General features: G+C 45.7%; 22 protein-coding genes and 1 other annotated feature. Of the genes, 10 read left to right on the top strand and 12 right to left on the bottom strand.

Annotation, left to right across the window (positions count from 1 at the left end; translation table 11 throughout):
• Positions 1 to 12 precede the first annotated feature (12 nt).
• Both KIV40_RS17515 and KIV40_RS17510 read right to left on the bottom strand, forming a co-directional pair.
• Entirely contained in the window at positions 13 to 1,683 is a 1,671-nt protein-coding gene (locus tag KIV40_RS17515; protein ID WP_012127048.1) for a sensor histidine kinase, read from the bottom strand.
• A gap of 138 nt (positions 1,684 to 1,821) precedes the next feature.
• Positions 1,822 to 3,306 (bottom strand): carbon starvation protein A, encoded by a 1,485-nt coding sequence (locus KIV40_RS17510; protein ID WP_285350477.1) that lies wholly within the window; start codon positions 3,304 to 3,306, stop codon positions 1,822 to 1,824.
• A gap of 316 nt (positions 3,307 to 3,622) precedes the next feature.
• Between KIV40_RS17510 and KIV40_RS17505 the strand changes: the two genes are divergently transcribed.
• Both KIV40_RS17505 and KIV40_RS17500 read left to right on the top strand, forming a co-directional pair.
• Complete coding sequence (locus KIV40_RS17505) at positions 3,623 to 3,964, top strand: DUF2799 domain-containing protein (protein WP_005425322.1); 342 nt, start codon at positions 3,623 to 3,625, stop codon at positions 3,962 to 3,964.
• A 110-nt stretch (positions 3,965 to 4,074) separates the two neighbouring features.
• Entirely contained in the window at positions 4,075 to 4,404 is a 330-nt protein-coding gene (locus tag KIV40_RS17500) for a hypothetical protein (RefSeq protein ID WP_012127049.1), read from the top strand.
• Between the two features lie 69 nt (positions 4,405 to 4,473).
• Here KIV40_RS17500 and murQ read toward each other — a convergent pair whose 3' ends face one another.
• Both murQ and KIV40_RS17490 read right to left on the bottom strand, forming a co-directional pair.
• Positions 4,474 to 5,400: an N-acetylmuramic acid 6-phosphate etherase gene (gene murQ, locus KIV40_RS17495; RefSeq protein WP_285350474.1), complete on the bottom strand. Its 927-nt coding sequence runs from the start codon at positions 5,398 to 5,400 to the stop codon at positions 4,474 to 4,476.
• 61 nt (positions 5,401 to 5,461) lie between these two features.
• A complete protein-coding gene (locus tag KIV40_RS17490; protein ID WP_041853239.1) occupies positions 5,462 to 6,574 on the bottom strand; it encodes an anhydro-N-acetylmuramic acid kinase in 1,113 nt (370 codons plus the stop codon).
• 100 nt (positions 6,575 to 6,674) lie between these two features.
• Between KIV40_RS17490 and nagZ the strand changes: the two genes are divergently transcribed.
• The 3 genes from nagZ (at position 6,675) to tyrA (ending at position 10,123) form a co-directional block, all read left to right on the top strand.
• Positions 6,675 to 7,658 carry a beta-N-acetylhexosaminidase gene (nagZ, locus tag KIV40_RS17485; protein WP_012127052.1) on the top strand — a complete coding sequence of 328 codons (984 nt, stop codon included), beginning with the start codon at positions 6,675 to 6,677 and terminating at the stop codon, positions 7,656 to 7,658.
• A 238-nt stretch (positions 7,659 to 7,896) separates the two neighbouring features.
• Entirely contained in the window at positions 7,897 to 8,970 is a 1,074-nt protein-coding gene (locus KIV40_RS17480; protein WP_285350471.1) for a 3-deoxy-7-phosphoheptulonate synthase, read from the top strand.
• 25 nt (positions 8,971 to 8,995) lie between these two features.
• Positions 8,996 to 10,123 (top strand): bifunctional chorismate mutase/prephenate dehydrogenase, encoded by a 1,128-nt coding sequence (tyrA, locus tag KIV40_RS17475; protein WP_285350470.1) that lies wholly within the window; start codon positions 8,996 to 8,998, stop codon positions 10,121 to 10,123.
• 68 nt (positions 10,124 to 10,191) lie between these two features.
• Here tyrA and KIV40_RS17470 read toward each other — a convergent pair whose 3' ends face one another.
• The 3 genes from KIV40_RS17470 to ettA form a co-directional block, all read right to left on the bottom strand.
• The gene (locus tag KIV40_RS17470; RefSeq protein ID WP_045379655.1) at positions 10,192 to 11,193 is read right to left on the bottom strand and encodes a M23 family metallopeptidase; all 1,002 of its coding nucleotides are present in this window, start codon (positions 11,191 to 11,193) and stop codon (positions 10,192 to 10,194) included.
• 29 nt (positions 11,194 to 11,222) lie between these two features.
• On the bottom strand, positions 11,223 to 11,591 hold the full coding sequence (locus KIV40_RS17465) for a PilZ domain-containing protein (RefSeq protein WP_012127056.1): 369 nt from the start codon (positions 11,589 to 11,591) through the stop codon (positions 11,223 to 11,225).
• A 259-nt stretch (positions 11,592 to 11,850) separates the two neighbouring features.
• The gene (gene ettA, locus KIV40_RS17460; RefSeq protein ID WP_285350469.1) at positions 11,851 to 13,518 is read right to left on the bottom strand and encodes an energy-dependent translational throttle protein EttA; all 1,668 of its coding nucleotides are present in this window, start codon (positions 13,516 to 13,518) and stop codon (positions 11,851 to 11,853) included.
• Between the two features lie 374 nt (positions 13,519 to 13,892).
• Here ettA and KIV40_RS17455 point away from each other — a divergent pair, with 374 nt between their 5' ends.
• Positions 13,893 to 15,839 (top strand): transglycosylase SLT domain-containing protein, encoded by a 1,947-nt coding sequence (locus tag KIV40_RS17455; RefSeq protein WP_285350468.1) that lies wholly within the window; start codon positions 13,893 to 13,895, stop codon positions 15,837 to 15,839.
• A gap of 13 nt (positions 15,840 to 15,852) precedes the next feature.
• Positions 15,853 to 16,155: a trp operon repressor gene (gene trpR / locus KIV40_RS17450; RefSeq protein ID WP_005425333.1), complete on the top strand. Its 303-nt coding sequence runs from the start codon at positions 15,853 to 15,855 to the stop codon at positions 16,153 to 16,155.
• A 114-nt stretch (positions 16,156 to 16,269) separates the two neighbouring features.
• On the opposite strand, the gene yjjX is transcribed toward trpR, so the two are convergent.
• From yjjX to KIV40_RS17425, 5 genes are all read right to left on the bottom strand, one after another.
• A complete protein-coding gene (gene yjjX, locus KIV40_RS17445) occupies positions 16,270 to 16,803 on the bottom strand; it encodes an inosine/xanthosine triphosphatase (protein WP_041853416.1) in 534 nt (177 codons plus the stop codon).
• Positions 16,804 to 16,845: 42 nt separating this feature from the next.
• Entirely contained in the window at positions 16,846 to 18,024 is a 1,179-nt protein-coding gene (gene pheA / locus KIV40_RS17440) for a prephenate dehydratase (RefSeq protein WP_005533293.1), read from the bottom strand.
• A gap of 13 nt (positions 18,025 to 18,037) precedes the next feature.
• Positions 18,038 to 18,159, bottom strand: a sequence feature (Phe leader region).
• Between the two features lie 108 nt (positions 18,160 to 18,267).
• Complete coding sequence (gene hpf / locus KIV40_RS17435) at positions 18,268 to 18,594, bottom strand: ribosome hibernation-promoting factor, HPF/YfiA family (RefSeq protein ID WP_005425319.1); 327 nt, start codon at positions 18,592 to 18,594, stop codon at positions 18,268 to 18,270.
• 376 nt (positions 18,595 to 18,970) lie between these two features.
• Complete coding sequence (locus KIV40_RS17430; protein ID WP_285350464.1) at positions 18,971 to 20,440, bottom strand: lytic transglycosylase F; 1,470 nt, start codon at positions 20,438 to 20,440, stop codon at positions 18,971 to 18,973.
• Positions 20,441 to 20,582: 142 nt separating this feature from the next.
• Positions 20,583 to 21,311: an outer membrane protein assembly factor BamD gene (locus KIV40_RS17425; protein WP_005425318.1), complete on the bottom strand. Its 729-nt coding sequence runs from the start codon at positions 21,309 to 21,311 to the stop codon at positions 20,583 to 20,585.
• A 136-nt stretch (positions 21,312 to 21,447) separates the two neighbouring features.
• Here KIV40_RS17425 and rluD point away from each other — a divergent pair, with 136 nt between their 5' ends.
• The 3 genes from rluD to clpB all read left to right on the top strand — a co-directional run bounded on the left by rluD (position 21,448) and on the right by clpB (position 25,875).
• The gene (rluD, locus tag KIV40_RS17420) at positions 21,448 to 22,425 is read left to right on the top strand and encodes a 23S rRNA pseudouridine(1911/1915/1917) synthase RluD (protein ID WP_005425317.1); all 978 of its coding nucleotides are present in this window, start codon (positions 21,448 to 21,450) and stop codon (positions 22,423 to 22,425) included.
• A gap of 1 nt (position 22,426) precedes the next feature.
• Positions 22,427 to 23,155, top strand: coding sequence for a peptidoglycan editing factor PgeF (pgeF, locus tag KIV40_RS17415; protein WP_012127062.1), 729 nt, complete (start codon positions 22,427 to 22,429; stop codon positions 23,153 to 23,155).
• A 146-nt stretch (positions 23,156 to 23,301) separates the two neighbouring features.
• Positions 23,302 to 25,875, top strand: coding sequence for an ATP-dependent chaperone ClpB (gene clpB, locus KIV40_RS17410; protein ID WP_228174586.1), 2,574 nt, complete (start codon positions 23,302 to 23,304; stop codon positions 25,873 to 25,875).
• Positions 25,876 to 26,232 lie beyond the last annotated feature (357 nt).

Here is a 26,232-nt window from a genome sequence, read left to right as displayed (position 1 = left end):
TTTTCACTGTACTTATCGCGAGTGGGGAATGATAAAACTCATTTTAGTAAATTGGTGCTGCTGAGAGGTAATTTTTAGCGCTGAATCACGCCCAAATTGATTCGATAAGCGCTTATCGACAATTTCCATCCCCAAACCAGAATGATTCTCTTTTGGTGGCTCATAGCTTCCCGCGTTGTCTTCTACCGTAATCAGTGCACCTTGTGGGTGAGCTTGGCTGTAAATCTTCACTTTGCCGCCTTCTAACATATTGGAAATACCATGCTTGATGGCGTTCTCAACGAGCGGTTGAAGAGTAAAGCTCGGCAGCTTGATATCCAAAAGCTCTGGTTCAATATCAATTTCAACTTCTAAGCGATCAGTAAAGCGTGCCTTTTCTATAGATAAGTAGGAATTCACGTGTGCCAACTCTTCCTTTAGCGTTACGGTATTGATGTTCTGCTTTAAGTTACTGCGGAAGAAGTGCGACAAGTTTTGGATCAGCTCTCGCGCCTTATCTGGATCTCGACGAGTAATAGCACTGATAGTATTCAGCGCATTAAACAAAAAGTGTGGGTTCACCTGAGCGTGCAACAGTTTGATTTCTGCCTGAGCTAATAGGGTTTGCTGCTGCTGATAATCGCCATACAAGATTTGGCTCGATAGAAGCTGAGCAATGCCTTCTGCCATTGACATGTTCGCAGTAGAGAATAGTTTGCGTTTTGGCTCATAGAGTTTAATGGTTCCAACTACCTCTTTACCTGCACGCAGAGGAATGATCAACGCAGATCCCAATTTGCAGTCTTGCGCCAATGAACATTGATATGGTCGCTCGCTACCATCAAGGTAGATGATGTCATTCTTCTCCATTGAATCGAGTGTGCTTTGCGATGAAATAGGAGTATTTGGCCTATGATGATCATCACCGATACCAACGAAAGCCAGAATCTTCTCTTGGTCGGTAATAGCGACCGCACCGACCTTTGTTTCTTCATAAATAATACGGGCAATCTTATCGGCGTTTTCGCTGTTAAAGCCAGTACTCAGAATACCGACCGAGCGATCGGCAATGCTCAATGCGCGGCGGGAAAAGGTCGCTGAGTACTTTTCAAAAATGGTTTTACGATCTTGCAAAATACTCATAAACAGAGCGGCACCAACGGAGTTAGCAATGATCATCGGAGCCGCAATCGCTGAAACCAGCTCATAGGCTTGGTCGAAAGGTTTGGCTACGGCGAGCAACAGAATCATCTGTACGATTTCCGCTACAAAAGTCACACTGAATACCACGCTTGGATTAAACAGCATTGCACCTTTGTTGCGCTTGATGAGGTAAACATGCAGCAAGCCACCAATCAAGCCTTCTGCTGTAGTCGAAATAGCGCAGGCTAAATCCGTAAAACCACCAAGGGTGTAACGGTGAATACCGCCCGTTAGTCCCACCGCGAAACCAACGACAGGGCCACCAAACAGGCCACCCATTACTGCTCCGATAGCGCGTGTATTAGCGATGGCGTCGTTAATCTGTAATCCGAAGTAGGTGCCAAGAATACAAAAGCCAGAGAAGAGCACGTAACAAATGAGCCGATGGCTGAGGCGAGAGGAGATGCTCAGCAGAGGCAAAATGATCGGCGTTTTACTCAGCATGTAAGCCAACACTAAGTAAACACACATTTGTTGTAAAAGGGAGATGACCAGTTCCATAGCGAACCTAACCTAAAAATGATGTTTTTATTGTAAGTGAATTAAATCTTCGAAGAGAAACAAAAAGAGCCTGCGTTGGGCAGGCTCTTGGTTTATCCAGACATTGATAATGAATCGGTTAGCAAGCGAAGGGATTCATTATGCGGTTTCTGAGGCTGCTTGTGGTTTCTCTTCATCAGCCAGTTCTGTCTCGCCTTTTCCTTTAGATATCTTGATAACGTAACCTGCTGCCGCTAGTGCGAATAGAACGCCAGCGATAGTCGAGATTTGCATTGGCAGACCAAAACCTAGTGTGCTGTTGTTTAGAATGAAAGTCACACATACGGTTGTCATGAATACGGCTGGTACTGTCGTAATCCAGTGCAGCTTGTTGTGGCGTAGTAGGTAAGCCGACGCAGTCCAAAGCATCATTACTGCTGTTGTTTGGTTTGCGAAGCCGAAGTAGCGCCAGATGATACCGAAGTCTACTTGAGTCAGGATGCCGCCGATAACGAATAGTGGCACAGCCATTAGAAGACGGTTACGCAGTGTTTTCTGCTCCATACCGAAGTATTCAGCAAGAATCAGGCGGCTTGAGCGGAATGCTGTGTCACCTGATGTGATTGGCAGAATAACAACACCAAGGAAAGCAATCACACCACCGAATACACCTAGCAGACCAAATGACGCGCTGTATACCACGTTACCAGGACCACCGTTTTTCACAGCTTCTGCAAGACCGTCAAGTGTACCGAAGAAAGACAGAGCAATAGCACACCAGATAAGCGCGATAACGCCTTCACCAATCATTGCACCGTAGAATACGAAGCGACCGTTCTTCTCATTTTCCATACAACGCGCCATCAGTGGCGATTGAGTTGCGTGGAAGCCAGAGATAGCACCACATGCGATAGTGATAAATAGTGCAGGCCATAGAGGCATATCGTTCGGGTTCAAGTTCGTGAACATATCACTTACTTGGAAGTCGCCCATTACCGTGTGCTCGCTAGAGAACGCAACTGCAGTCATTAGACCCACAGACATGAAGATCAGTAGTGCGCCGAACAATGGGTAGAAACGACCGATGATTTTATCTACAGGAACAATTGTCGCGATGATGTAGTAAGCGAAAATCAACACAACCATGGTTGTCATGCTTACGCTAAAGCTGGTTTGGTCGTTGATTAGGTTTGTGATCATACCTGCTGGTGCTGATACGAATACCACACCAACGAGAAGCAATAGGACAATGGCAAAGATGTTCATAAAGTGTTTTGCGCCATTACCTAGGTAGCGACCGGTAATTGTTGGTACTGATGCACCACCGTTACGAACAGAAAGCATGCCTGAGAAGTAATCGTGTACCGCACCTGCGAAGATACAACCTACAACAATCCACAGCATTGCAGCAGGGCCATATAGCGCCCCCATGATTGGACCGAAGATAGGGCCAACACCAGCGATGTTAAGTAGCTGAACAAGGTAAACACGTTTGGTTGACATTGGAACGTAGTCAACACCGTCGGTTTTAGTATGGGCAGGCGTTTGGCGATTCTCATTGATACCGAAAACTTTCTCAACGAAAGCGCCGTAGATGAAGTATCCGCCGATGAGGGCTGCGACACAGGTTAGAAACCACATCATAGCTATTGTCCTTGGTTTAATAGGTAGGGTAATTTTTTAAGCTCAGGATGTATCTTATTCGCCCCTTTTGTTAAGCGCATTCGCTCTGTGGATGAGTGGTCGAATAGAGAAGCGAGTGGTCGATATAAGGATTAAGTGGTTTTATCGTTTGCTCAGTGGTCGGGATATCCGTTAAGCGGTGAAATTCGGTACTCAGTGGTCGTTATGTACCGTGAGTGGCTGTAGGAGAAACTCGCAGGCAAAATCGACACAGCAGCGGCAAAGCACAGGCTTTAGTGATAAGCTTGTTGGGAAAACAACTAGTTAAGGAAGAATCATGAAAAAGGCAACGTTAGGCTTGGCGCTGGCTTTACTCGCTGGATGTGCGGCAACCACGGAAGAATTGGCGCAATCTGGTGATTGGTATCAGATCGGTTATCAAGATGGTATTGCAGGGCATACCTCTCGTACGGTGAAAGAGCTCAATCAGCTCGGTAATGCTAAGCAAGGTGACTACGATCAAGGCTACCTAGAAGGTGTAACAGAATACTGTAATCCAGATTTCGCTTACCAAATGGGCTTGTCTGGCCAGTATTATGAAGGTGTGTGCGAAGGCACGCCTCAAGCGCAGAAATTCCGTATGGAATGGCAACGTGGTTGGAACGAATACAGTAACTAGTTCTGTTTCATAATCAAGACAGTAGTTTTCCCTGTTAATCTTCTGACATTTGAATTTTATTGCTTTGGTGTACTGGTGATGTCAGATTCAATCAGAAGTGAAATAGAAACATGAAAAAGATCTTTTTGGTCGCATTGGCGCTCTTTCCCCTAACGGTTGGAGCGACCAACGTATTGAAAGAGTCGATAAAGATGAAGCGTAAGTACGATCATGACAAGCATCGTATTACCAACACCATCAATCACACTAAGCGCAATATCAAAGAGATCACCGATGGCACTTATGTGGAGAATCAGGTTAAGCGTGAAGTAAACCAAACCACGCGCAAGTACACCAACAAAGTCGATAACGTTAAGAACATAACGAACCCCGATCACATCAAACGCAAAGCAAATGACAAGCTTAACCAAGAGTTTGATGAATGGTTGTATGAAGACTAAATCTTGATATCAGAATAAGAAAGGAGACCTTGAGGTCTCCTTTTTGTTTGCTTGGACTCTATCATTCCACTATTTCGGCTGATGGCTTTCCACCGCTTTACGTAAGAAACCGTCTTGGTGATGGAGATGCGCGCGAGCAGATTCAATATCAAGATCGGTGAGGATCATTAAGATCGCCAACTTCACTTCATAATCCGTTTGCTTTAGCACTTCGGTTGCTTGTTCTTTGCTGCAATCAGTCGCTTGCATCACGATACGTGCGGCGCTTGCGACGAGTTTATTGTTGGTTGCTTTCACATCAACCATCAGGTTTTGGTAACTCTTACCCAAACGGATCATACTGGCAGTAGTCAGCATGTTCAGAACTAGTTTCTGCGCGGTACCTGATTTCAAACGTGTTGAGCCAGTCAATGCTTCAGGGCCAACAACAGGGCTAATTGCGACGTCGGCAATGTCGGCGATTGGAGAATCTGGATTACAAGATAGCGCTATTGTGGTTGCACCGATCTCGTTTGCGTATTCCAAACCACCAATAACATAAGGCGTTCGGCCACTTGCAGCGATGCCTACGACAACATCCAGATTTGTGAATTTGATATCTTTTAGGTCTTGCTCACCTAAAACTGGCGAGTCTTCCGCACCTTCTTTCGCTTTTAAAATCGCCTCTGGGCCACCCGCAATCAGACCAACCACCATCTTGTCAGATACGCCAAATGTTGGTGGACATTCCGATGCATCAAGCACACCTAAACGACCGCTGGTGCCTGCGCCCATATAAACCAGACGACCGCCGACTTTAAACGCGTCGGTGATCTTATCTACCGCGAGTGCGATTTCTGGTAGTACTTTCTCCACCGCAAGCGGTACGAGTTTATCTTGCTGATTCAGTCTCTGAACAATGTCCAGAGAGGGTAATAAATCGATATCCATCGTATCTGGGTTGCGCCCCTCTGATACAAGATGGGCAAGAGCAGCAATAAGCGCGTCATTTGTCATAGTGGTTTAAGCCTTTGAATACTGATTTCGATTTTTTGTCGCTGTATCTGGCACAACGAATTTAGTTTTTAGGATAGAGCACACCCAGTGAAGCAAGACGGCTCGCACCGGTCACTTCAGGTAAGTTACTCGGCAGCCCATCGATATGTCGCTGAGCAAGCCAAGCAAACGCCATGGCTTCCATATAATCGCCATCAACACCTTTATCGTCCGTTGTTGCGACTTGCCATTGCGGCAGAAGTTCCGCTAAACGCTGCATCAGTAGCGGGTTTCTCGCACCACCTCCACACACCAACAGCTGTGGCTGCTGGCCATAAGTGAATTTCTCTACTTCGCTTGCAATGGTTTTCGCCGAGTATTCACACAGCGTGCGTTGTACATCTTGTGTTGAGGTATTGTGGTCAGCTAACTGATGATGCAGCCAATCGATGTTGAACAGCTCTCGGCCAGTGCTCTTGGGTGCCGACATAGCGAGGTAAGGTTCTGTTAAGAGCTGAGTGAGCAGTGCGGCATCGGTGTTACCTTGCAGAGCAAATTGCGCGTCTTTATCGAAGTCTTGTCCGGTGTGTTGTTCACACCATGCATCCATCAACATGTTGCCCGGGCCGGTATCATAGCCGATCACTGCTTGTTCAGGATGCAGTACCGAGATATTGGCAATTCCACCGATGTTAAGCACCACGGTGGTGGAATCTTGCATGGCAAAAATACTTTTATGGAAAGCAGGGACGAGCGGTGCACCTTGGCCACCTAACGCCATGTCTTTGCGACGAAAATCTGCCACGGTATCAATGCCCGTTTTGACTGCAATGATGTTGGCATCACCCAGTTGGGTGGTGAAGGGCAGATCGCCTGTTGGCTGGTGGAACACGGTTTGCCCATGATTGCCAATGGCTCGGATTTGCTCAGCGGAATAGCCGGATTTATCCAGTATCTGTAAAACCGCATCGGCAAACAGATGGCCAAGTTGATGGTCGAGCTCACCAATGGCTTTAAGGTTCGTGTTTTGCCCAGTGCAAACTGACAGTAGCGTCTGCTTAATATGAGCGGGCATTGGGTAATCATCGTGTGCGATCAAGCGAACACGGTTATCTTCAATTTCAACCAGTGCGGTATCGACACCGTCCATACTGGTTCCAGACATCACACCGATATACAGTTTGTTAAGATTCACAGCCAATTCCGTCAATTCTTCGATTCACTTATTGTAAAGCAATTCTGAAGCGAATAACCTCATCGAATACGAGATATACAGCCGATTTTGAGGAGAAAAAATGGGACCGTTATGGGTTGATGTTGCAGGCTATGAACTGACTGCAGAAGACAGAGAAATTTTGGAGCATCCAACGGTTGGTGGTTTGATTTTATTTACGCGTAACTACCACGACAGCAAGCAGCTTCAAGCTCTTACCCAATCTATCCGCAAAGCGGCGAAACGTCCGATCTTGATTGGTGTTGACCAAGAAGGCGGGCGCGTTCAGCGTTTCCGTGAAGGTTTTTCTCTGATTCCTGCGGCAGACGAATACGCCAAACACCAAAACAGTGAAGAGCTGGCACGCATGGGCGGTTGGTTGATGGCAGCAGAGCTTATTGCTCATGACATCGACCTAAGCTTCGCACCAGTACTAGATAAAGGTCACCAGTGTAAAGCGATTGGCAGCCGTGCCTTTGGTGAGGATCTGGACACCATTTTACGTCACAGCACCGCGTATATGCAGGGTATGAAGAGTGTCGGTATGGCGACGACGGGCAAACATTTCCCGGGCCATGGTGGCGTGATTGCTGATTCACACCTAGAGACACCATACGACGAGCGTAGCGATATCTTTGAGCAAGATATGGCTATCTTCAAAGCGCAAATCGATGCTGGCATCTTAGACGCGATGATGCCTGCTCATGTGATTTTCCCAAATTATGATGACCAACCAGCAAGTGGATCTGAGTATTGGCTAAAACAAATCCTACGCCAGCAGCTTGGTTTTAAAGGTTTGATCTTCTCTGATGATTTGACCATGGAGGGCGCTGCGATCATGGGTGGCCCTGCTCAGCGTGGCGCACAAGCATTAAACGCTGGCTGCGATATGCTGCTGGTCTGTAACAAGCGCGATGCGCAAGTTGAGGTGCTGGATAATCTACCAATCACTTCTGTTCCTCTAGCTGATGCCTTGTTGAAGAAGCAAAGCTTTTCTCTAAGTGAGCTAAAACGTTCGCAAGAGTGGAAAGACGCTTCTGAAGCTATGAAGCGATTGATTGGCTAACCATCTCACCCCTGAATAATGGTTTGTTCAGGGTGAGACGTAAACTTTCAAAAACATCCATTTAAGGCCGAAGTGCTCTGTACTTCGGCTTTTTCTTTGATGTAAATTAAAATTTACACTAAATGTTTTTTATTGTGTACGGTTGTAATTCTTTTTTAGCCTGTTATCTTGTCGATAAAGCTTAGTTGTCTCACCAAGGAATTGGTTGGGTGTAAACATAAATATACAGGTCAAAGTTATGCAAAGAAGTGAATTGAGCAACATCAACATCAGCGAAGAACAAGTACTGATCACGCCAGAGGAGCTAAAAGTGAAGCTTCCTCTAAGTGAAAAAGCGCGTCGTTTTATTCAAGAGTCTCGTCAAACCATCGCTGACATCATTCACAAGAAAGATCATCGTCTACTTGTTGTATGTGGACCATGTTCTATCCATGACGTAGAGGCAGCGAAGGATTACGCTAAGCGTCTAAAAGCTCTTTCTGAACAACTAAGCGACCAACTGTATATTGTAATGCGTGTTTACTTTGAGAAGCCTCGAACCACGGTTGGTTGGAAAGGCCTGATCAATGACCCACACCTAGATGGCAGCTTCGACATTGAACATGGTCTGCATGTTGGTCGTGAGCTGCTGGCTGAATTGGCTGAGATGGAAATCCCACTAGCAACAGAAGCCCTTGACCCAATCAGCCCGCAATACCTTGCGGATACCTTTAGCTGGGCTGCGATCGGTGCTCGTACGACTGAGTCACAAACTCACCGTGAGATGGCAAGCGGCCTTTCTATGCCGATTGGCTTCAAGAATGGTACGGATGGTAGCCTAGCAACCGCTGTTAACGCGATGCAAGCGGCCTCTTCTAGCCACCGTTTCATGGGTATTAACCGTGAGGGCCAAGTAGCGCTACTAACTACGCAAGGTAACCCGAATGGTCACGTGATTCTGCGCGGCGGCAAGCAAACTAACTACGATTCAGTATCGGTTAACGAGTGTGAGCAAGAGATGGCGAAGTCTGGCCTTGATGCTTCATTGATGGTGGATTGTAGCCATGCAAATTCTCGCAAAGATTACCGTCGTCAGCCATTGGTTGCCGAAGACGTGATTCACCAAATCCGTGAAGGTAACAAGTCAATCATCGGCTTGATGATTGAAAGTCATATCAATGAAGGTAACCAATCTTCAGACCTAGCACTTGAAGAGATGAAATACGGCGTATCGATCACTGACGCATGTATCAATTGGGATTCAACTGAGGCACTATTACGTCATGCACACGAAGAGCTGGTGCCTTTCTTAGAGAATCGCCTTAAAGGCTAAAACGGAACTTATTTAAGGAACATCAATGGTAGTTGAACTTAACGCATTACGCGATCAAATTGATGCAGTCGACAAGCAAATGTTGGAGCTACTGGCACAACGTTTAGCACTAGTAGAGAAAGTGGGTGAAGTAAAAAGCGAACACGGTTTGCCAATTTACGCCCCAGATCGCGAGGCTGCCATGCTGGCGTCACGACGAGCTGAAGCTGAAAAAATGGGGATTCCTCCACAGCTGATTGAAGACATTCTTCGTCGAACCATGCGTGAGTCTTATGCCAGCGAGAAAGATTCCGGTTTTAAGTGTTTGAACCCAGAATTGCGCTCAGTGGTTATTATTGGTGGTAATGGCCAGTTAGGTGGTCTGTTTGGCCGAATGTTCAAACTCTCTGGTTACCAATTAAAGGTGCTGGGCAGCAAAGATTGGGATCACGCGGATGACATCCTTAAAGGTGCGGGCCTGGTTGTGGTTACTGTGCCGATTCACCTAACAGAAGGTGTGATTGAAAAACTTGGTAACCTGCCAAAAGACTGCATTCTGTGTGACCTGACTTCTATCAAGTCTAAGCCGCTGCAAGCAATGTTGAATGTGCACCAAGGTCCGGTTGTTGGTTTGCACCCAATGTTTGGCCCAGATGTACCGAGCCTAGCGAAGCAGGTGATTGTCTACTGTGACGGTCGTGGTAGCGATCAATACCAATGGCTATTGCAACAATTTGGAATTTGGGGCGCAAGCTTGTGCCAAATCGATGCGCAAGAGCACGACCATGGCATGACTTTGATTCAGGCGCTGCGCCACTTCACTTCTTTCGCTTACGGTATGCACTTAAGCAAAGAGAATCCGAACATTGAACAACTATTAAAGCTGAGCTCGCCGATTTACCGTTTGGAGCTCGCGATGGTAGGGCGTCTGTTTGGCCAAGACCCAAACCTCTACGGTGACATCATTCTTTCATCACAAGAAAACATCGACATGATTAAGCGTTTCCACCAACGCTTTGGTGAAGCGTTGTCTGTTTTAGACAGTAAAGATAAGGCTGAGTTTGTCGAAAGCTTCGAACAAGTGAGTGACTGGTTTGGTGATTACTCGCAGCAATTTATGAATGAGAGTCAGAACCTACTCAAACAAGCGAACGACAACATCCACCGTGGATAAGTACCAGTTTTAAATACAAAAAGAGCAGCTCACGGGCTGCTCTTTTCTATTCTGAAGGCTTTTAAAAATCAGTTGGTCGATGTGCCACTGTTGTCTTCACTTGATACTGTGCTGATGCTGGTATCACGGTATGGAGAGTTGGTTAGATTGATTTGCAGACGAACGACATTGTCAATTAACTGAACCAATGGGCCCCATTTCACCATCTTCTCTTTTTCAAACACGGAGTTGAAGTTCTCCGGTGTCCAGTCCATTAGGTAACGTGGGTTTAATGTGCGACCTAGGAAGCGTACTTCGTAATGCAGGTGCGGGCCGGTTGAGTTACCCGAGTTACCACATTTCGCAATCACATCGCCTTTACTGACAAACTCACCGCTTTTTACACTGAACTTATTGAGGTGGGCAAACGAGCTTGAGAAACCAAACGAGTGGCGTAACGTTAGGTAGTTGCCGTAGCCGCGATTACTTGGACGTACGGTCTCTACAACACCATCCGCTGGCGCAAGAATCTCTTCGCCACGCTTACAGGTTAAGTCGATGCCAGTGTGCACATGACGTTTACCCGAAATTGGATTAATTCGGCTGCCATATGGCGATGAGATGCGCTGATAAGTCATCGGGCTATCGTTGGGAATCAAACGGAACATGGTGGCTCGAACGGCCGAGTCAATAGCGGCTGCATCGATACGTTCCTCTAACGCGAGGTTATTCTCTTCACCCACTAACTCTTCATCAGCAAGACCCAATACAGATTCCACGTCGAATACACGCTTGCCTAGCAGTTGAATCTGGTTGTTTTTGTCCGTCAGAGATTGAGACAGTGAGTGGTTGGTATCCAATTGTTCTTCGTAAAGCGCAGTGATCTCTGCTTTTTCACTTTCAAGCTTAGCGATGGTCTGACTAAGGGTTTGCGTATCATGAACTTGCTTTTGGTTCAGATACCATGCGCCGCCGACGACAGCGGGCAATGCAACAACAGATGCACAGATGGTTAGGATCGAAAGGCGACCCAAATGAAACTGCTGATTCCCGTCTTTTGTCGGGATCTGCATGATGATTTTTTTAGACATGGTTATTGTTACTAAAGTAGGCGCTCAATTTATTTTTCTCCTAAATCGGAAAGATGCTCTAACTCTCGATTCAGAAGCTCGATATTGCCTACATTCAATTCTATAAATCGTTTTAGTTGGCTAATACTTTCGATGTCTATGTTGCTTATCTTTAGCCGAATCTCATTGCCTGCAATCGAAACGATACCAGCACTTAGCTGCATCATCTGTTCTGATTGGATAAATGAGAACCCCACTTCTACCGGAAGTAATGAATCCAACGGTTTTGCATCTTCAACTTTTAATAACAAGCCATGCAATGAAAGGTCTTGAATCGTAGCTTGCATTGCCAAGTCTCCTTGCTCAATTAGAGCAGGTACTTGGTAGATGATGCGTGAAAAGCGTCGTCTCTCCGTCATAGAGCTTTCTCGTAAAGTATTCAAACAAGTGAAAGACTATATCAAATAGTACAAAATTTGTTCGATTTTTGTTCTTAAAATGTCGAGATAGCTACAGAGTTGGGTTGGCTAATGGTCATGCTCTTGACCTACTTGAGAGGTACTTCGAGCTATTTATGCAACACATACAACAAAGGCCGCTATGATAGCGACCTTTGTACGAATTACAAGCAAAGGTGAGCGTAGGGTGATATACCGCACATCCATCTTATAACCGAAATTACTTCGATACGCGCTTGTATTTGATGCGGTGTGGTTCAGCTGCTTCAGGACCAAGGGTCTTCTTCAGCCATTCCATGTACTCGTTGTAGTTACCTTCGTAGAAGTTAACTTGGCCTTCATCGCGGTAGTCGATGATGTGCGTTGCAATACGGTCTAGGAACCAACGGTCGTGCGAGATAACCATTGCACAGCCAGGGAACTCTAGTAGTGCTTCTTCTAGTGCACGTAGTGTTTCAACGTCAAGGTCGTTGGTTGGCTCATCGAGTAGCAGTACGTTACCGCCAGCTTTAAGCAGCTTAGCAAGGTGCACACGGTTACGCTCACCACCAGAAAGCTCGCCGATAACTTTCTGTTGATCTGAGCCTTTAAAGTTAAAGCGTGAACAGTATGCACGAGCTGGGATTTCGAAGTTGTTGATCTTGATGATGTCAGCGCCTTCAGAAATCTCTTGGAATACCGTGTTGTTGTCGTTCATTGAGTCACGGAACTGCTCAACAGACGCCAATTTCACTGTTTCACCTAGCTCAATCGTACCTGAGTCTGGCTGCTCAGTGCCGCTCAGCATCTTGAATAAAGTCGATTTACCTGCACCGTTGGCACCGATGATACCCACGATTGCACCCTTAGGCATGCTGAACGATAGGTCATCGATAAGAACACGACCGTCGAATGACTTAGTCAGGTTGTTCACTTCGATTACCTTATCACCTAGACGCTCACCTGGCGGGATGAACAGTTCGTTGGTTTCGTTACGTTTTTGGTGGTCAGTGTTTTGTAGCTCTTCAAAGCGCGCCATACGTGCTTTAGATTTCGCCTGACGACCTTTAGGGTTTTGACGAACCCATTCAAGTTCTTTCTCGATGGTCTTTTGACGAGCTTTTTCTTGCGATGCTTCTTGTTGTAGACGCGCATCTTTTTGCTCTAGCCATGAGGTGTAGTTACCTTCCCATGGAATACCTTCACCACGGTCAAGTTCTAGGATCCAACCCGCTGCGTTATCTAGGAAGTAACGGTCGTGGGTAATCGCAACTACAGTACCAGTGTAATCAACTAGGAAACGTTCTAGCCATGCAACAGATTCAGCATCCAAGTGGTTGGTTGGTTCGTCGAGTAGTAGCATGTCTGGCTTTTCAAGAAGAAGACGACAGATAGCCACACGGCGACGCTCACCACCTGATAGGTGTTGGATCTTTTGATCCCATTCAGGAAGGCGAAGTGCATCAGCAGCACGCTCTAGCGTGTTATCTAGGTTGTGACCGTCTTTCGCTTGGATTAGCGCTTCTAGTTCACCCTGTTCTTTTGCTAGTGCGTCGAAGTCTGCATCTGGTTCTGCATACGCAGCGTATACCGCATCCAAGCGCTTTAGTGCGCCAGCAACATCTGCAACGGCTTCTTCAACGATTTCACGAACCGTTTTTGATTCGTCTAGTACTGGCTCCTGAGGTAGGTAACCTACGTTTAGGCCAGGTTGTGGACGCGCTTCACCATCGATATCAGTATCGATACCCGCCATGATACGTAGCAGAGTTGATTTACCCGCACCGTTCAGACCTAGAACACCGATTTTTGCACCTGGGAAGAAGCTTAGAGAGATGTCTTTAAGAATTTGACGCTTAGGTGGCACAATTTTGCTCACCCGCGACATGGTATATACGTATTCAGCCATTGCCGATCGTTCCTAAATTAACTGTCATTCAAAGCGTCTATTTTATACCAACTCCTTAAGTTTTGTTACCGGATTGCAAGAAATTAGCATCTCGTGTGATTTCTTCTTCATCGCTGACCGGAAACTCACAACTTTAGGGTATACACTTTTCTTGTTCACCTTAAATGCAAACACTGACTGTTCATCAGGATGGATGAATTGTCGGGAATCTATTTGTCTTAAAGGGTTCTAAAGTTTTACGAGTACAACATTTATTACATCAAGTCACTTTACAATAAGAACTTAATACGGTGTAAATAGATGCATATGCTTTATGACTTGCCACGCCTGTATTCACCAGTGGTGAGAAATGAAGTGAGAAACGTCTGGGGAAAATGACGCACATGAGATTCAACGTATCGGAATTGGCTAAAAGAGTATGCTACGCAGCCGCTTTATGTGCGGTAAGTGTGTCAGCAAACGCTGCGCTGAGCCTAGAAAAACAGCGCCAAGTTTATGAACAAGCTCAAGATTTATTAGACAAGAATGACATCGATGGCTATTTGTCTATCCGTTCTAAAATCGCCAGTTATCCACTCACCCCTTATGTGGATTATCGGGTGTTTCTGAGGCAATTATCGAGTAAGTCTCCACAACAGGTAGACGAATTTATTAGTGACCACGAGGCTTTTCCATTCTCACGTCGAATTCGCGCCCCTTACTTAGATAACCTTTATCGTCAGAAAGATTGGAAAACCATTACCGAGTTCCAGAAAGTGGAGCCAAGTGGCGAGCGTTACCAATGTATTTTCTACGTTGCTCAATTAAAACAAGGTAAGCAAGTCGCCGCATTTAAAGGCGCTGAGCATATGTGGTTGCGTGGAAAGAGTATCGCCGACGAGTGTGATCCGTTGTTCTCCGCTTGGGACAAAGCGGGGGAGCGTACCGATGAATTGATTCTGCAACGCATGTTGTTGGCGTTTGATGCGCGCAATGGTGGCTTGATTAGCTACCTGCAAAAACTGCCTGAATCGGCTAAAGCGAAGCAACAAGCTAAAGCAATGAAAGCGTTGTTTGATAAGCCAGAAACGGTCGCTGCATTTGCCAAGAAGCAACCTGCGAATGATTTCAATCGCGCTCAGAGTGAATATGCACTCGAAAAACTCGCACGCAAGAACACCAAGCAAGCACAAGAGGCTTATGCGACGGTAGTGAGAGGACAAAAGTTCTCATCAGAAAAAGCGCAAGCATTAGCCGATTACATTGCGATTCGTTTGATTCGCACTGAGTCAGATTCACTTGCCCAGTGGCGTGATGACAAAACCAAAACCAGCCAAGATCTGCCTCTGATTGAAAGCCGCATTCGTTTGTCGATTCAAAATGGCGATTGGAAAGGGTTACAGAAGTGGATTGCGGTACTGAATGAGCAAGAGCAAGCGACACTTCGGTGGCAATACTGGCTAGGACGTAGTGAGATTGCGCTTGGTAATGAAGTCGCAGGTAAGCAACGTTTAGCAAAACTGGTTGGCCAGCGTAACTTTTACAGCGTCGCTGCTGCCAATGCGATAGGTCAGTCAATCAAGTACCCATCGAGCTCGGTTAAGCTAGACAAGAAAGTCATACAGCCGTATCAAAAGTCGTTGGCCCGAATCCATGAGTTGATTGAAACTGATAAGATTGCGGCGGCAAAGAGCGAATGGGCGCACTTACTCCGCAGCGTCGGTAAAGATGAGAAAGCTCAGCTAGCAGCCTATGCAGCATCTAAGCGTTGGCACAATCTTACTGTTATCGCGAGTATCGAAGCACAAATGTGGGATAACATCCCGCTGCGTTTCCCGGTGGCGCATCGCTGGTGGTTCAACTTCTATGCTGAGAAGCACAACATCGATCCAATTACGATGATGTCGTTAGCACGACAAGAAAGTGCTTTGGACTCGGAAGCGCGTTCTCCCGTGGGGGCTCGTGGTCTAATGCAAATTATGCCTGCGACTGCGAAGTACACGGCGAACAAGTACAAGCTCAAGTATCAAGGGACACAAGACCTTTATAATGTGGGTAAGAACATTGAGATTGGCAGTCACTACTTACAAGGTTTGATGGAGGATTACGATAATAATCGTATTTTCGCGCTCGCTGCTTATAATGCAGGACCTAACCGAGTAAAAATGTGGCGAGAGCGAACTCAAGGAAAAGTCGACGCTTATTCCTTTATTGAAGCGATTTCATTTAAAGAGACGCGTGGTTATGTGCAGAACATTTTGATGTTTGAGACATACTACCGCGACCTTTTAGGTGTAGACGGTTCGTTCTTGACCCCAAATGAGATCAATACCAAGTATTGAGTGAGGTAACTTGATGTCACACGAACCTGAGTACAAAGACTGGCAACAGATTGTCGAACTGATCCGTTCTAGCGTGGATAACCAGCAACATGAGATGTTGTTAACCATGTTGATGACGCCAGATGAGAGAGAGTCGCTTACTGCACGCGTCAACATTCTGAATGAACTGCTCAAGGGCGAGCTTTCTCAGCGCCAAATCAGTCAAATGCTTGGAGTGGGTATTGCCACCATCACTCGTGGTTCGAATGAGTTAAAGTCGAAGTCGGATACGGACAAAGACAAACTCAAGACATTATTAGAGCAGGGTGCCCAATAATCTTTGGGTCGAACTCTCTGAGTTACAGACAGCAAAAAGGGCGGAATTACCGCCCTTTTTAATATGTATTTTTCACGCTTATGAGCTGCAATACCATTAATAAGCGCCTTATTGCTATAGGTTAGCCGGAAAATGCTCTGGATTGGTAAACGGAATCAACGCCAGAATTAAAGCTTGATGGTAGACCGAACTGCGCGTTAGTTGGTTTTGAGTCAGCAAACCAATTGCACCACCTTTCTGTTTGATATTATCGGTACCAAACACTTCATCCATCACGTCCCCAAGCTCATTGGCGTGTTCCAGCTTTTGTAATACCTCAGGTGGCAACATCAGGCTTGCAGAGCGTGATTCCCCACGATGTGTGTCGGACTCAATCACCATCCAAGCAAAAGTGACTTTTCCTTCAATCCCTGCTTCTAAACCTACGTAGAAATCCGCCTTCGGCATTTCTGTTTTTGCGTTACGGACTCGGTTCAATGCGCCGAGATGAGTTTCTTCATTCGACATCGGTTGATCTGCGACTTCACTTGGAACGCTGACACCAACAAACTCAAAACTTTGCTCTGAGAAAGCACTTTGAAAAGCGCTCTCTACCGCTTTGATTTTTGCCGGGTTTAAGGAAGCGATTACGACCTTTTGGGTTGCCATGATCTTTTTACCTACCATGTTCTTTTTACTTACAATAGTCCGTTAGCTTAGTTTTACTTGAGTCGGCTTTACGTTCTCACTTGGATAGCAACCCAGTACTTTCAAGTGCTTAGTGATCTTTGTTAGCTCATCAATCGCTTGTTGCATCTCGTTAGAACCAAGGTGGGATTCTAGATCAACGTAGAACATTTCTTCCCATGGATTCCCCATGATTGGACGCGACTCTAGCTTGGTCATGTTGATGCCGTAACGCTGAATAACCAATAGTGTTTGAACCAGTGAGCCAGCTTCTTGTGACGTCGACATGATCAGGGTTGTCTTAGCTGGGATCTGCGTGGATACCTCAACCGGTTTACGAGCAACGACGATAAAACGAGTATGGTTTTCAGTTTGGTTTGCAATGTTGCCTTGAATCGCTTGCAAGCCGTAAAGCTTACCGCTTGAAGCATTGCCGATTGCTGCTACGTCATCACGATTAAGCTCTTGTACCTTTTGCATCGCATCTGCAGTACTTGCACAAGACTCTAACTTCACACCTTTCATACGGCTTAAAAACTCGCTGCATTGCTGGTGTGGCTGCGGATGTGAGTAAAGTGTTTTGATGTTCTCGAGACGAATGTCTTTAGTCGCCACTAGGCAATGCTCAATCGGTTGAGTCAATTCACCAACGATGTACAGCGTCGTGTGTTGCAGTAGGTCGTAGACCTCATTGATAGAGCCTGAACTGGTGTTTTCAATTGGCAGAACACCATAATCAGCATGACCAGATTCGACGGTCTGAGTTACTTCTTTGAAGTGTTCACAGTTAAGCTCAATTAGCTCTGTGTTCTTGCGGCTGAAGTATTCGCGGCTAGCAAGGTGTGAATAAGAGCCCTTGGCACCAAGGAAAGCAACACGAGCAAGAGGTTTACGGCTTTGCAGTGGATTAACGAGGTTTTGCAGGTAGCTTTGTTGAAGAAGGACAGAATCTTCAATAATGGTGTGGAAAAGTTTGGTGATGTACTGAGCATCGAGTTCGTATTTATCACGGCCGTTGGTGATCAGTTTTACCAGAAGTTGTTGCTCACGGACTGCATCACGAACAGGTTTCGAAGTTTGAACTTTGCTTTTTGCTACTTCAATACTGAGTTTGCGGCGCTCAGATAATAGGCTTAAAAGCTCGTCATCGAGCTCATTCAAACGTAAACGAATTTCTTCCAGGGAAATAGGTTGGTCAGTCATCAATTCTTTCCTTATAAAAAAAGCCCCCCGATGTGGGAGGCTTTCTGTTTGTTTTTGACTTTTCTTTCACAAACGAGTTAGCCCCTCCAACTATGGAAGGAAAAAGAAGTCAAAAAGAAACAGGTTTGTTGAATGCATAAATAGTGCTTAATTTGTGAGTGTTTAAACACAATAAGCAAGCAGGCGGGGAGCGTCAAGCAAAAAAATAGCGCCTTTCGGCGCTACTTCCTCAATCTGGGGCGTTTACTCTTCTTCTTCCACTAGCTCAGGCTTACTTGCACGTCGAGCTTCTGGTTTGTGGGTCAGCTTATTCAGTTGTCGTTCTAGTTTTTGCTCCACTTCATTGATAGCTGCGTAAAGATCTTCGTGAGTTGCTGAGGCGATTAGCTGGCCTTTAGGAACTTTAATAATGGCTTCGAATTTCTTCTGTTTATTTGGTTCCTCACTGAAAGTTGCTTGGCATCCGATGATGTCTACCTGCCATTTCTCCAGCTTTTTAAATTTGCTCTCAATATGAGCACGGATTGCAGAGGTGATTTCGATGTTTTTACCAGTGATGTTCATTGTCATAAATGTTTTTCCTCTGTGTCACCCCTCATGGGTTGAATTCAGATTACCGCTTTGAGGAGAAAATAATGTGATATAAATCACGTTTTTGATTGGGTTTTTCGAGATGAAAAATGAATGTGATCTCACTCAAGATCTCCTCAGATTTATGTGAAAATTGCTTGTTATCGGATTCGAAATCATTAGATTGGATAGAGTACTGAGCTGAAAACTAACCCGTTTTTAGGGGAGTTATACGGCCTGTAATTCTAGTTAGTCAAAAATTAACCAGAACAAAGATGTGAATCAGATCACTCTTAAAGTGCACAGTAAGTTAGATTCAAAAACGCCGCTCATGCTTTGAGCGGCGTTTTTGGTTTTTTGGCTTGAGGTTTGTTACTTAGGGCGTTTGACTGACTCTTCGTAAGGGAGTCATAAAGATGGGGTCATCTGGCACGAGTAGAACGTTGTCGAGCGTTTTCGCCAGATCAAGGCTTTCTAACTGTTTGTAGATCACGTAGTAGCGGTTCACATTGGTTACGTACCTGACGGTTTCTCCTAAACTTCGTCGCGTAACCACTTCCACATTATTGAACCAGACATTCGGATCGTAGCCTTGTTGAGCCGCGCGCTTACGCATTCTCTCTATATTCCCTGGTCCCGCATTGTATGCCGCTAACGTTAAATAGAGCTTATTCTCTTTACTGATGGCACCATCACTGAAGTAATAGCGACGTAGAAAGGCCATGTATTTTACGCCCGCATGGACATTATTTTCTAAGTTACGAATGTTCTTAATGTTTACATTAGGGTCGCTTGCTGTACTTGGTAAGATCTGCATGATGCCGACTGCTCCACGACTGGAGGCTAAGTTGTTGTCGAACCCAGACTCTTGATACGCTACCGCAGCAATGAGCAGATAATCGAAATCATATTTCTCCCCATACTTAGAAAATAAAGAAGAGAGTTTTTCGAGTTGAGCAATCTTTTTTGGGTTGAGCGCTTTATTGAGCCAATTGGTATTGTCGATGTATTTACCGTAAATGACGTTGCCAAGTAAGGTTCCGGATTTGGCGGTACGAATGAACTTATTTACGACCTTCATTAACTCAGGACTGTCGTGGCGCATGGCCCAAGCGATCTCGCCGCCTTTGCGAATAGGAATCTTGGTGTGCGCACGGATGCCACCCATAAAGTTCATCCACAGCTTGGCTTTGTGACTATCCAGTACGATGGCTTTGACGTAGCCATTGTTTAGCATCCCCACCAATTCGTAATCTTGTAGTGTTTCTTCGATAAAATGCACCACAACTGGGGGCAAGCCTTTCTTGTTGAGCTTTTTATTTAAGGCTTGAATGCTCTCAAAATAGCTTGAGCTAGCACGAACCCAAATCTCCTTACCACTCAGTTGTTCAATCTTGGTCATTGCTGGAGTGTCTTTATCGGTGACCACCCACTCTTGAATTCCAGTTATGACAGGATCGCTGAAGCTAACTGATTTCTTACGCGCATCGGTGATAGTGAGGTTCGCGACGACTAAATCCCCTAAGCCTTGTTCTAGTGAGGGAAGTAGCTGATCTCTAGAAACGGGAATGATTTGAATATTGATTTTAGGTTTCAGTTTACGAAGATCTTTTTCGAAATGAGCCAGTAACTCTGCACCAATGCCTTTTGGCTCCCCACATTCGATGTAATAGAAACCAAGATCGGCAGACACCAAAACTCGCAGAACATTTTTCTCTTTGATAATGTCGAGATCGCCGGTGTAAGGTGGTTGTCTGAGAGGGGACAGTTCGAGCGCAAAACTCGAAGTGGAGAGTAGGATCAACAGTCCCGCCCATAGCTTTGATAGGGTCACATTCACATCCATGTTAATGGTGGAGGAGAACTTTAAGCATATGTGTTGCTTAAAAAATCATCAAGTAAGTGAATATGGTAACTAGAAAGGATAAGACAAAATTGATGGTGGTTGAAAACAAAACCGCCACAGTTTGGGCTGTGGCGGCTTAGGATTAGTTTGCTGGGTTAAGCTTGATAAGCTCTTCCGTTCTTGCAACGGCGTCATCCAGTTTCAATTGCTTGTAGGCTTCTAACTGAATCTCAAGTGATTTGCGCGCCGCTTCTGTGTCAGGGAACGCTTTTTGAAGCTCTTGAGAACGGTTGATCGCTGCAATCCAAGCTTCACGACGCAAGTAGAAGTCTGCCGTCGCTAGATCGTAGTTTGCAAGACGGTTCTTTAGCGCCACCATACGTTTCTGTGAATCTTCCGCATATGGGCTGTTCGGGTAACGTTCTAGCAGCTTTTTGAAGTCGTCGAATGCTTTCTTCACTGGCTCTGGATCACGGTCACTACGATCAACGTTGAACAAGTCATGCATGAAGTTACGGTCTTGCGCCATGTGGCTCAAACCACGCATGTACAAAACCCAGTCCATTTTTTCGTGAGTCGGGTTCAAACGCATAAAGCGAGAGATCGTTGCCAGACCTAATGCTAGGTCATCGTTTTTGTAGTACGCGTAGATAAGGTCAAGTTGTACCTGCTCAGAGTAGGCACCAAACGGGTAACGCGAATCCAAAGCTTCTAGTTTTTCGATTGCAGAAAGCCAGTTACCGCTTTGCAGAGAAGTTTGCGCGTCTGCATACAGTTCAGAAGGTGGCACATCAGGAACGATTTCTTCTTTGCTTGCACAGCCAAACAGAAGGGATACCGCTAAAAGGCCTGTTAAAGTCTGATGTTTCATATCAGGAGTCTGTTCCTTGAATCTAAATATTTCTTAAGCTGCCGTTACTTTCTTTCCAGTAACAGATACAATGACGTAATAGTCTATTTTTCCACAGTCGTGAGCATTAGTCTCACAGTTTTTAAAAAAGTTCGATATGGCTCAGCAGATTGTTTTAACCAACACCGTAAAAGATAGCCAATTAGGTCAACGTTTAGACCAAGCTATCGCCGAATTATTCGCGGACTTCTCTCGCTCTCGCTTGAAAGAGTGGTTGCTTGCAGGGAAAGTACAAGTGAATGGTGAAGTTGTCACTAAACCTCGCACCAGAGTAATGGGTGGCGAGGAAATTACCTTGCAAGCCGAGCTGGAAGATGAAGAACGCTGGGAAGCACAAGATATTCCGCTAGATATCGTCTACGAAGATGAAGACATCATCGTAATCAATAAGCCTCGTGATTTTGTAGTACACCCTGGCGCGGGTACGCCAGACGGCACAGTACTAAACGCATTGCTGCATCATTACCCAGATATCGCAGAAGTACCTCGTGCAGGTATCGTGCACCGTCTGGATAAGGACACTACAGGTCTAATGGTGGTCGCGAAAACTGTTCCGGCACAAACTCGTCTAGTACGCGCGCTGCAAAAACGTAACATCACTCGTGAGTACGAAGCGATTGCAATCGGTCGTATGACGGCGGGCGGTAAAGTGGATAAACCAATTGGTCGTCACTCTACTAAACGTACGCTAATGGCAGTTGCTCCAATGGGTAAACCTGCGGTAACGCACTACCGTGTTGCGGAGCACTTCCGTGAACACACGCGTATCCGTCTTCGCCTAGAAACCGGTCGTACGCACCAAATCCGTGTTCATATGTCTTACCTACAGCATCCGCTACTAGGTGATACTGCATACGGTGGCCGTGCTCGTATCCCAACTGGCGCTTCAGAAGAACTAACGGAAATGATCCGTGGTTTTGACCGCCAAGCACTGCACGCGGTAATGCTGCGTTTCGATCACCCTGTTACTGGTGAAGAGCTAGAGTTTCACGCTCCAGTACCGGATGACATGGTAGAAATGACAGAAGCGCTACGTAAAGATACAGAAGAGTTCGGTCTGCCTGACGAGTTCTAATATGAAGACAATTGTTCCTAACTGGCCAGCACCAAAAAACGTTAAAGCTTTCGCCTCTACCAGAGTCGGAGGCTTTTCGACTGCGCCTTATCAAGGGCTTAACCTTGGTGCTCATGTTGGGGATGACTTGTCCATCGTAGAAAAGAACCGTGACTGGTTGGTGCAACAAGCAAAGATGCCTAGTGCGCCAATCTGGTTGAACCAAACCCATTCTACAGTGGTTGCTCAAGTGAGTGATCCAACAACGCAAGTACTCGATGCGGATGGTGTGTTTACTTCTGCAAGTCAGGTTGTTTGTTCAGCGATGACAGCGGACTGCTTGCCCGTTTTATTAACCAATATGCAAGGCACCCAAGTTGCGGCCGTTCATGCTGGTTGGCGCGGCTTAGCAAATGGTATCGTTGAAAACGCCCTCGAGTTGTTCTCTGGTGAAGTTATGGCGTGGCTTGGTCCTGCAATTGGTCCTCAAGCATTTGAAGTCGGTGAAGATGTCCTGCAAGCCTTTGTGGATTTCGACTCACAAGCTCATCAAGCATTTACCCCTCGTGACGTTGAAGGGAAGTGGCTGGCGGACATGTCCAAACTTGCAACTCAGCGTCTCAATAAATTTGGCATTACTCAGGTATTTGATTCAGGCCTGTGTACTTTCCAAGACAAAGAAGACTTCTATTCATATCGCCGTGATGGTGTGACGGGTCGACAAGCCACTTTTATTTGGATTGAAGACTGAACAGTACAACTCAAAAGTGTTGAGATGCATAGCTTCATTTTTGCAAAGCTATCTTTATTAATTCACTCCCTTGAAATTCCCGCTCTGCGTATCCATCTTTCTAACTGTCAAAAGAATTTTCTTAAGTTGAGGTTAGGAAGAAAGATATGCGTCTTGATAGATTCACAAGTAAGTTTCAAATCGCTATCTCTGATGCTCAGTCACTAGCGTTAGGGCGCGATCATCAATATATCGAACCTGTGCACCTAATGGTGGCATTGCTTGATCAGAACGGTAGCCCAATTCGTCCACTGCTAACCATGTTAGATGTTGACGTGACTCATCTACGCTCTAAATTGAGCGAAATGTTAGACCGGCTGCCTAAAGTAAGTGGCATCGGCGGTGATGTTCAGCTGTCTAGCTCTATGGGGACAGTTTTCAATTTGTGCGACAAAGTGGCTCAAAAGCGTCAGGACTCCTACATCTCTTCCGAAGTCTTTTTGCTTGCAGCATTAGAAGACCGTGGCCCACTTGGTCAGCTATTAAAAGAGATGGGTTTGACCGAGCAGAAAGTTAGCCAAGCGATCGAAAAGATCAGAGGTGGTCAAAAGGTCAATGACCCGAACGCGGAAGAATTACGCCAAGCATTAGAAAAGTTCACCATAGACCTAACAGAACGCGCAGAGCAGGGTAAGTTAGATCCTGTAATCGGCCGTGATGATGAAATCCGCCGTACCATCCAAGTATTGCAGCGTCGTACCAAGAACAACCCAGTGATCATTGGTGAACCAGGTGTGGGTAAAACCGCTATCGTAGAAGGCTTGGCTCAGCGCATCATTAATAATGAAGTACCAGAGGGGCTACGTGGTCGCCGCGTACTTTCATTAGATATGGGCGCACTTGTTGCAGGTGCAAAATACCGTGGTGAATTTGAAGAGCGTTTGAAATCGGTATTGAATGAGTTAGCGAAAGAAGAAGGTAACGTCATTCTATTCATTGATGAGCTTCATACTATGGTTGGCGCAGGTAAGGGCGAGGGCTCTATGGATGCCGGTAATATGCTAAAACCAGCACTGGCTCGTGGTGAACTCCACTGTGTGGGCGCGACTACATTGGATGAATACCGCCAATATATAGAGAAAGATGCCGCACTTGAGCGTCGTTTCCAAAAAGTGCTGGTGGATGAGCCAACAGTAGAAGACACGATTGCCATTCTGCGTGGTTTGAAAGAGCGCTATGAGCTTCACCATCACGTAGAAATTACCGACCCAGCGATCGTAGCAGCTGCGAGCTTGTCGCATCGTTATGTTTCGGATCGTCAATTGCCTGATAAAGCAATCGACCTTATTGATGAAGCAGCCTCTAGCATTCGTCTACAGATCGACTCCAAGCCAGAGTCTTTAGACAAACTCGAACGTAAAATCATCCAACTGAAGATTGAGCAGCAAGCACTAAGTAACGAGCATGATGAAGCAAGTGAAAAACGCTTGGACGTGCTCAATGAAGAATTGAATGAAAAAGAGCGCGAGTATGCAGAGCTAGAAGAAGTGTGGAATGCTGAAAAAGCCGCACTCTCTGGTACGCAACATATTAAAGGTGAACTAGAGCAAGCTCGTATGGATATGGACTTTGCACGCCGTGCTGGTGACCTAAACCGCATGTCCGAATTGCAATACGGTCGTATTCCTGAACTTGAAAAGCAACTTGATCTTGCTACTCAAGCTGAAATGCAAGAAATGACGCTATTGCGGAATAAGGTGACGGACAACGAGATTGCAGAAGTGCTCTCTAAGCAAACGGGTATTCCGGTCTCTAAAATGCTCGAAGCAGAAAAAGAAAAACTGCTCCGCATGGAAGAGGTTTTGCACAAACGTGTGATTGGTCAGGCAGAAGCGGTTGAAGTGGTGTCTAACGCAATTCGTCGTAGTCGAGCTGGCTTATCCGATCCAAACAAACCGATTGGCTCCTTCTTATTCTTAGGTCCAACAGGTGTGGGTAAAACAGAACTATGTAAGACACTCGCGAGCTTCATGTTTGATAGTGAAGATGCCATGGTACGTATCGATATGTCCGAGTTCATGGAGAAACACTCTGTGGCAAGACTAGTTGGTGCGCCTCCGGGTTACGTTGGTTATGAAGAGGGAGGTTATCTAACAGAAGCGGTTCGCCGTAAACCTTATTCTGTCATCCTATTAGATGAAGTAGAGAAGGCACATCCAGATGTGTTCAATATTCTGCTGCAAGTATTGGATGATGGTCGACTAACTGATGGTCAGGGCAGAACGGTTGATTTCCGTAATACTGTAGTGATCATGACATCGAACTTAGGTTCAGCTCGCATCCAAGAGAACTTTGCTACTCTGGATTACCAAGGTATTAAGAATGAAGTGATGGATGTGGTCAGTAAACACTTCCGCCCAGAGTTTTTAAACCGTGTTGATGAAAGCGTGGTCTTCCATCCTCTTGGTCAAGAGCACATTAAGTCGATTGCTTCTATTCAGCTAGATCGTCTAGCGAAACGCCTGGAAGAAAAAGGTTATCAATTAGAGGTATCCGAGAAAGCCCTCGATTTGATTGCTCAAGTTGGTTTCGATCCTGTCTATGGTGCGCGACCTTTAAAACGTGCAATTCAACAGAATGTTGAGAACCCATTAGCGAAATCAATCTTGGCTGGCCAAATCTTGCCAGACAAGAAAGTACAGTTGATTGTGACCAATGACCAAATCATTGCTCACCAGTAATTGCATCAATGCACTGAAAAGTGAGATCAAGTTCAAGTTTTAGGGGGCGTTAGCCCTCTTTTTAATGCACTTTTATTGGGTTTTGATTGTTTTCTATACGAACAAACCAAAAAGATAAGTTTTTTTGAAAAATAGGCTTGTGTTCCTAAACGAACTCCCTATAATGCGCCTCCGTTGTCACGGGAAAGCAAAGAAAGCGAAGTCGAGATAACAAGGTCAGTGAGTTCGAAAGTAACTCACAGAGAAATAACTTAAAAAAGTGTTTGACACGATAAGTTATCTCGCTAAAATGGCCGTCCACTTTGAAGAGAACTTCAGAGTATGCTCTTTAAAAATAAGAACCTATCAATCTGTGTG

This window comes from Vibrio sp. D173a, assembly GCF_030248475.1.
This window is presented reverse-complemented; position numbering and strand designations above follow the sequence as displayed.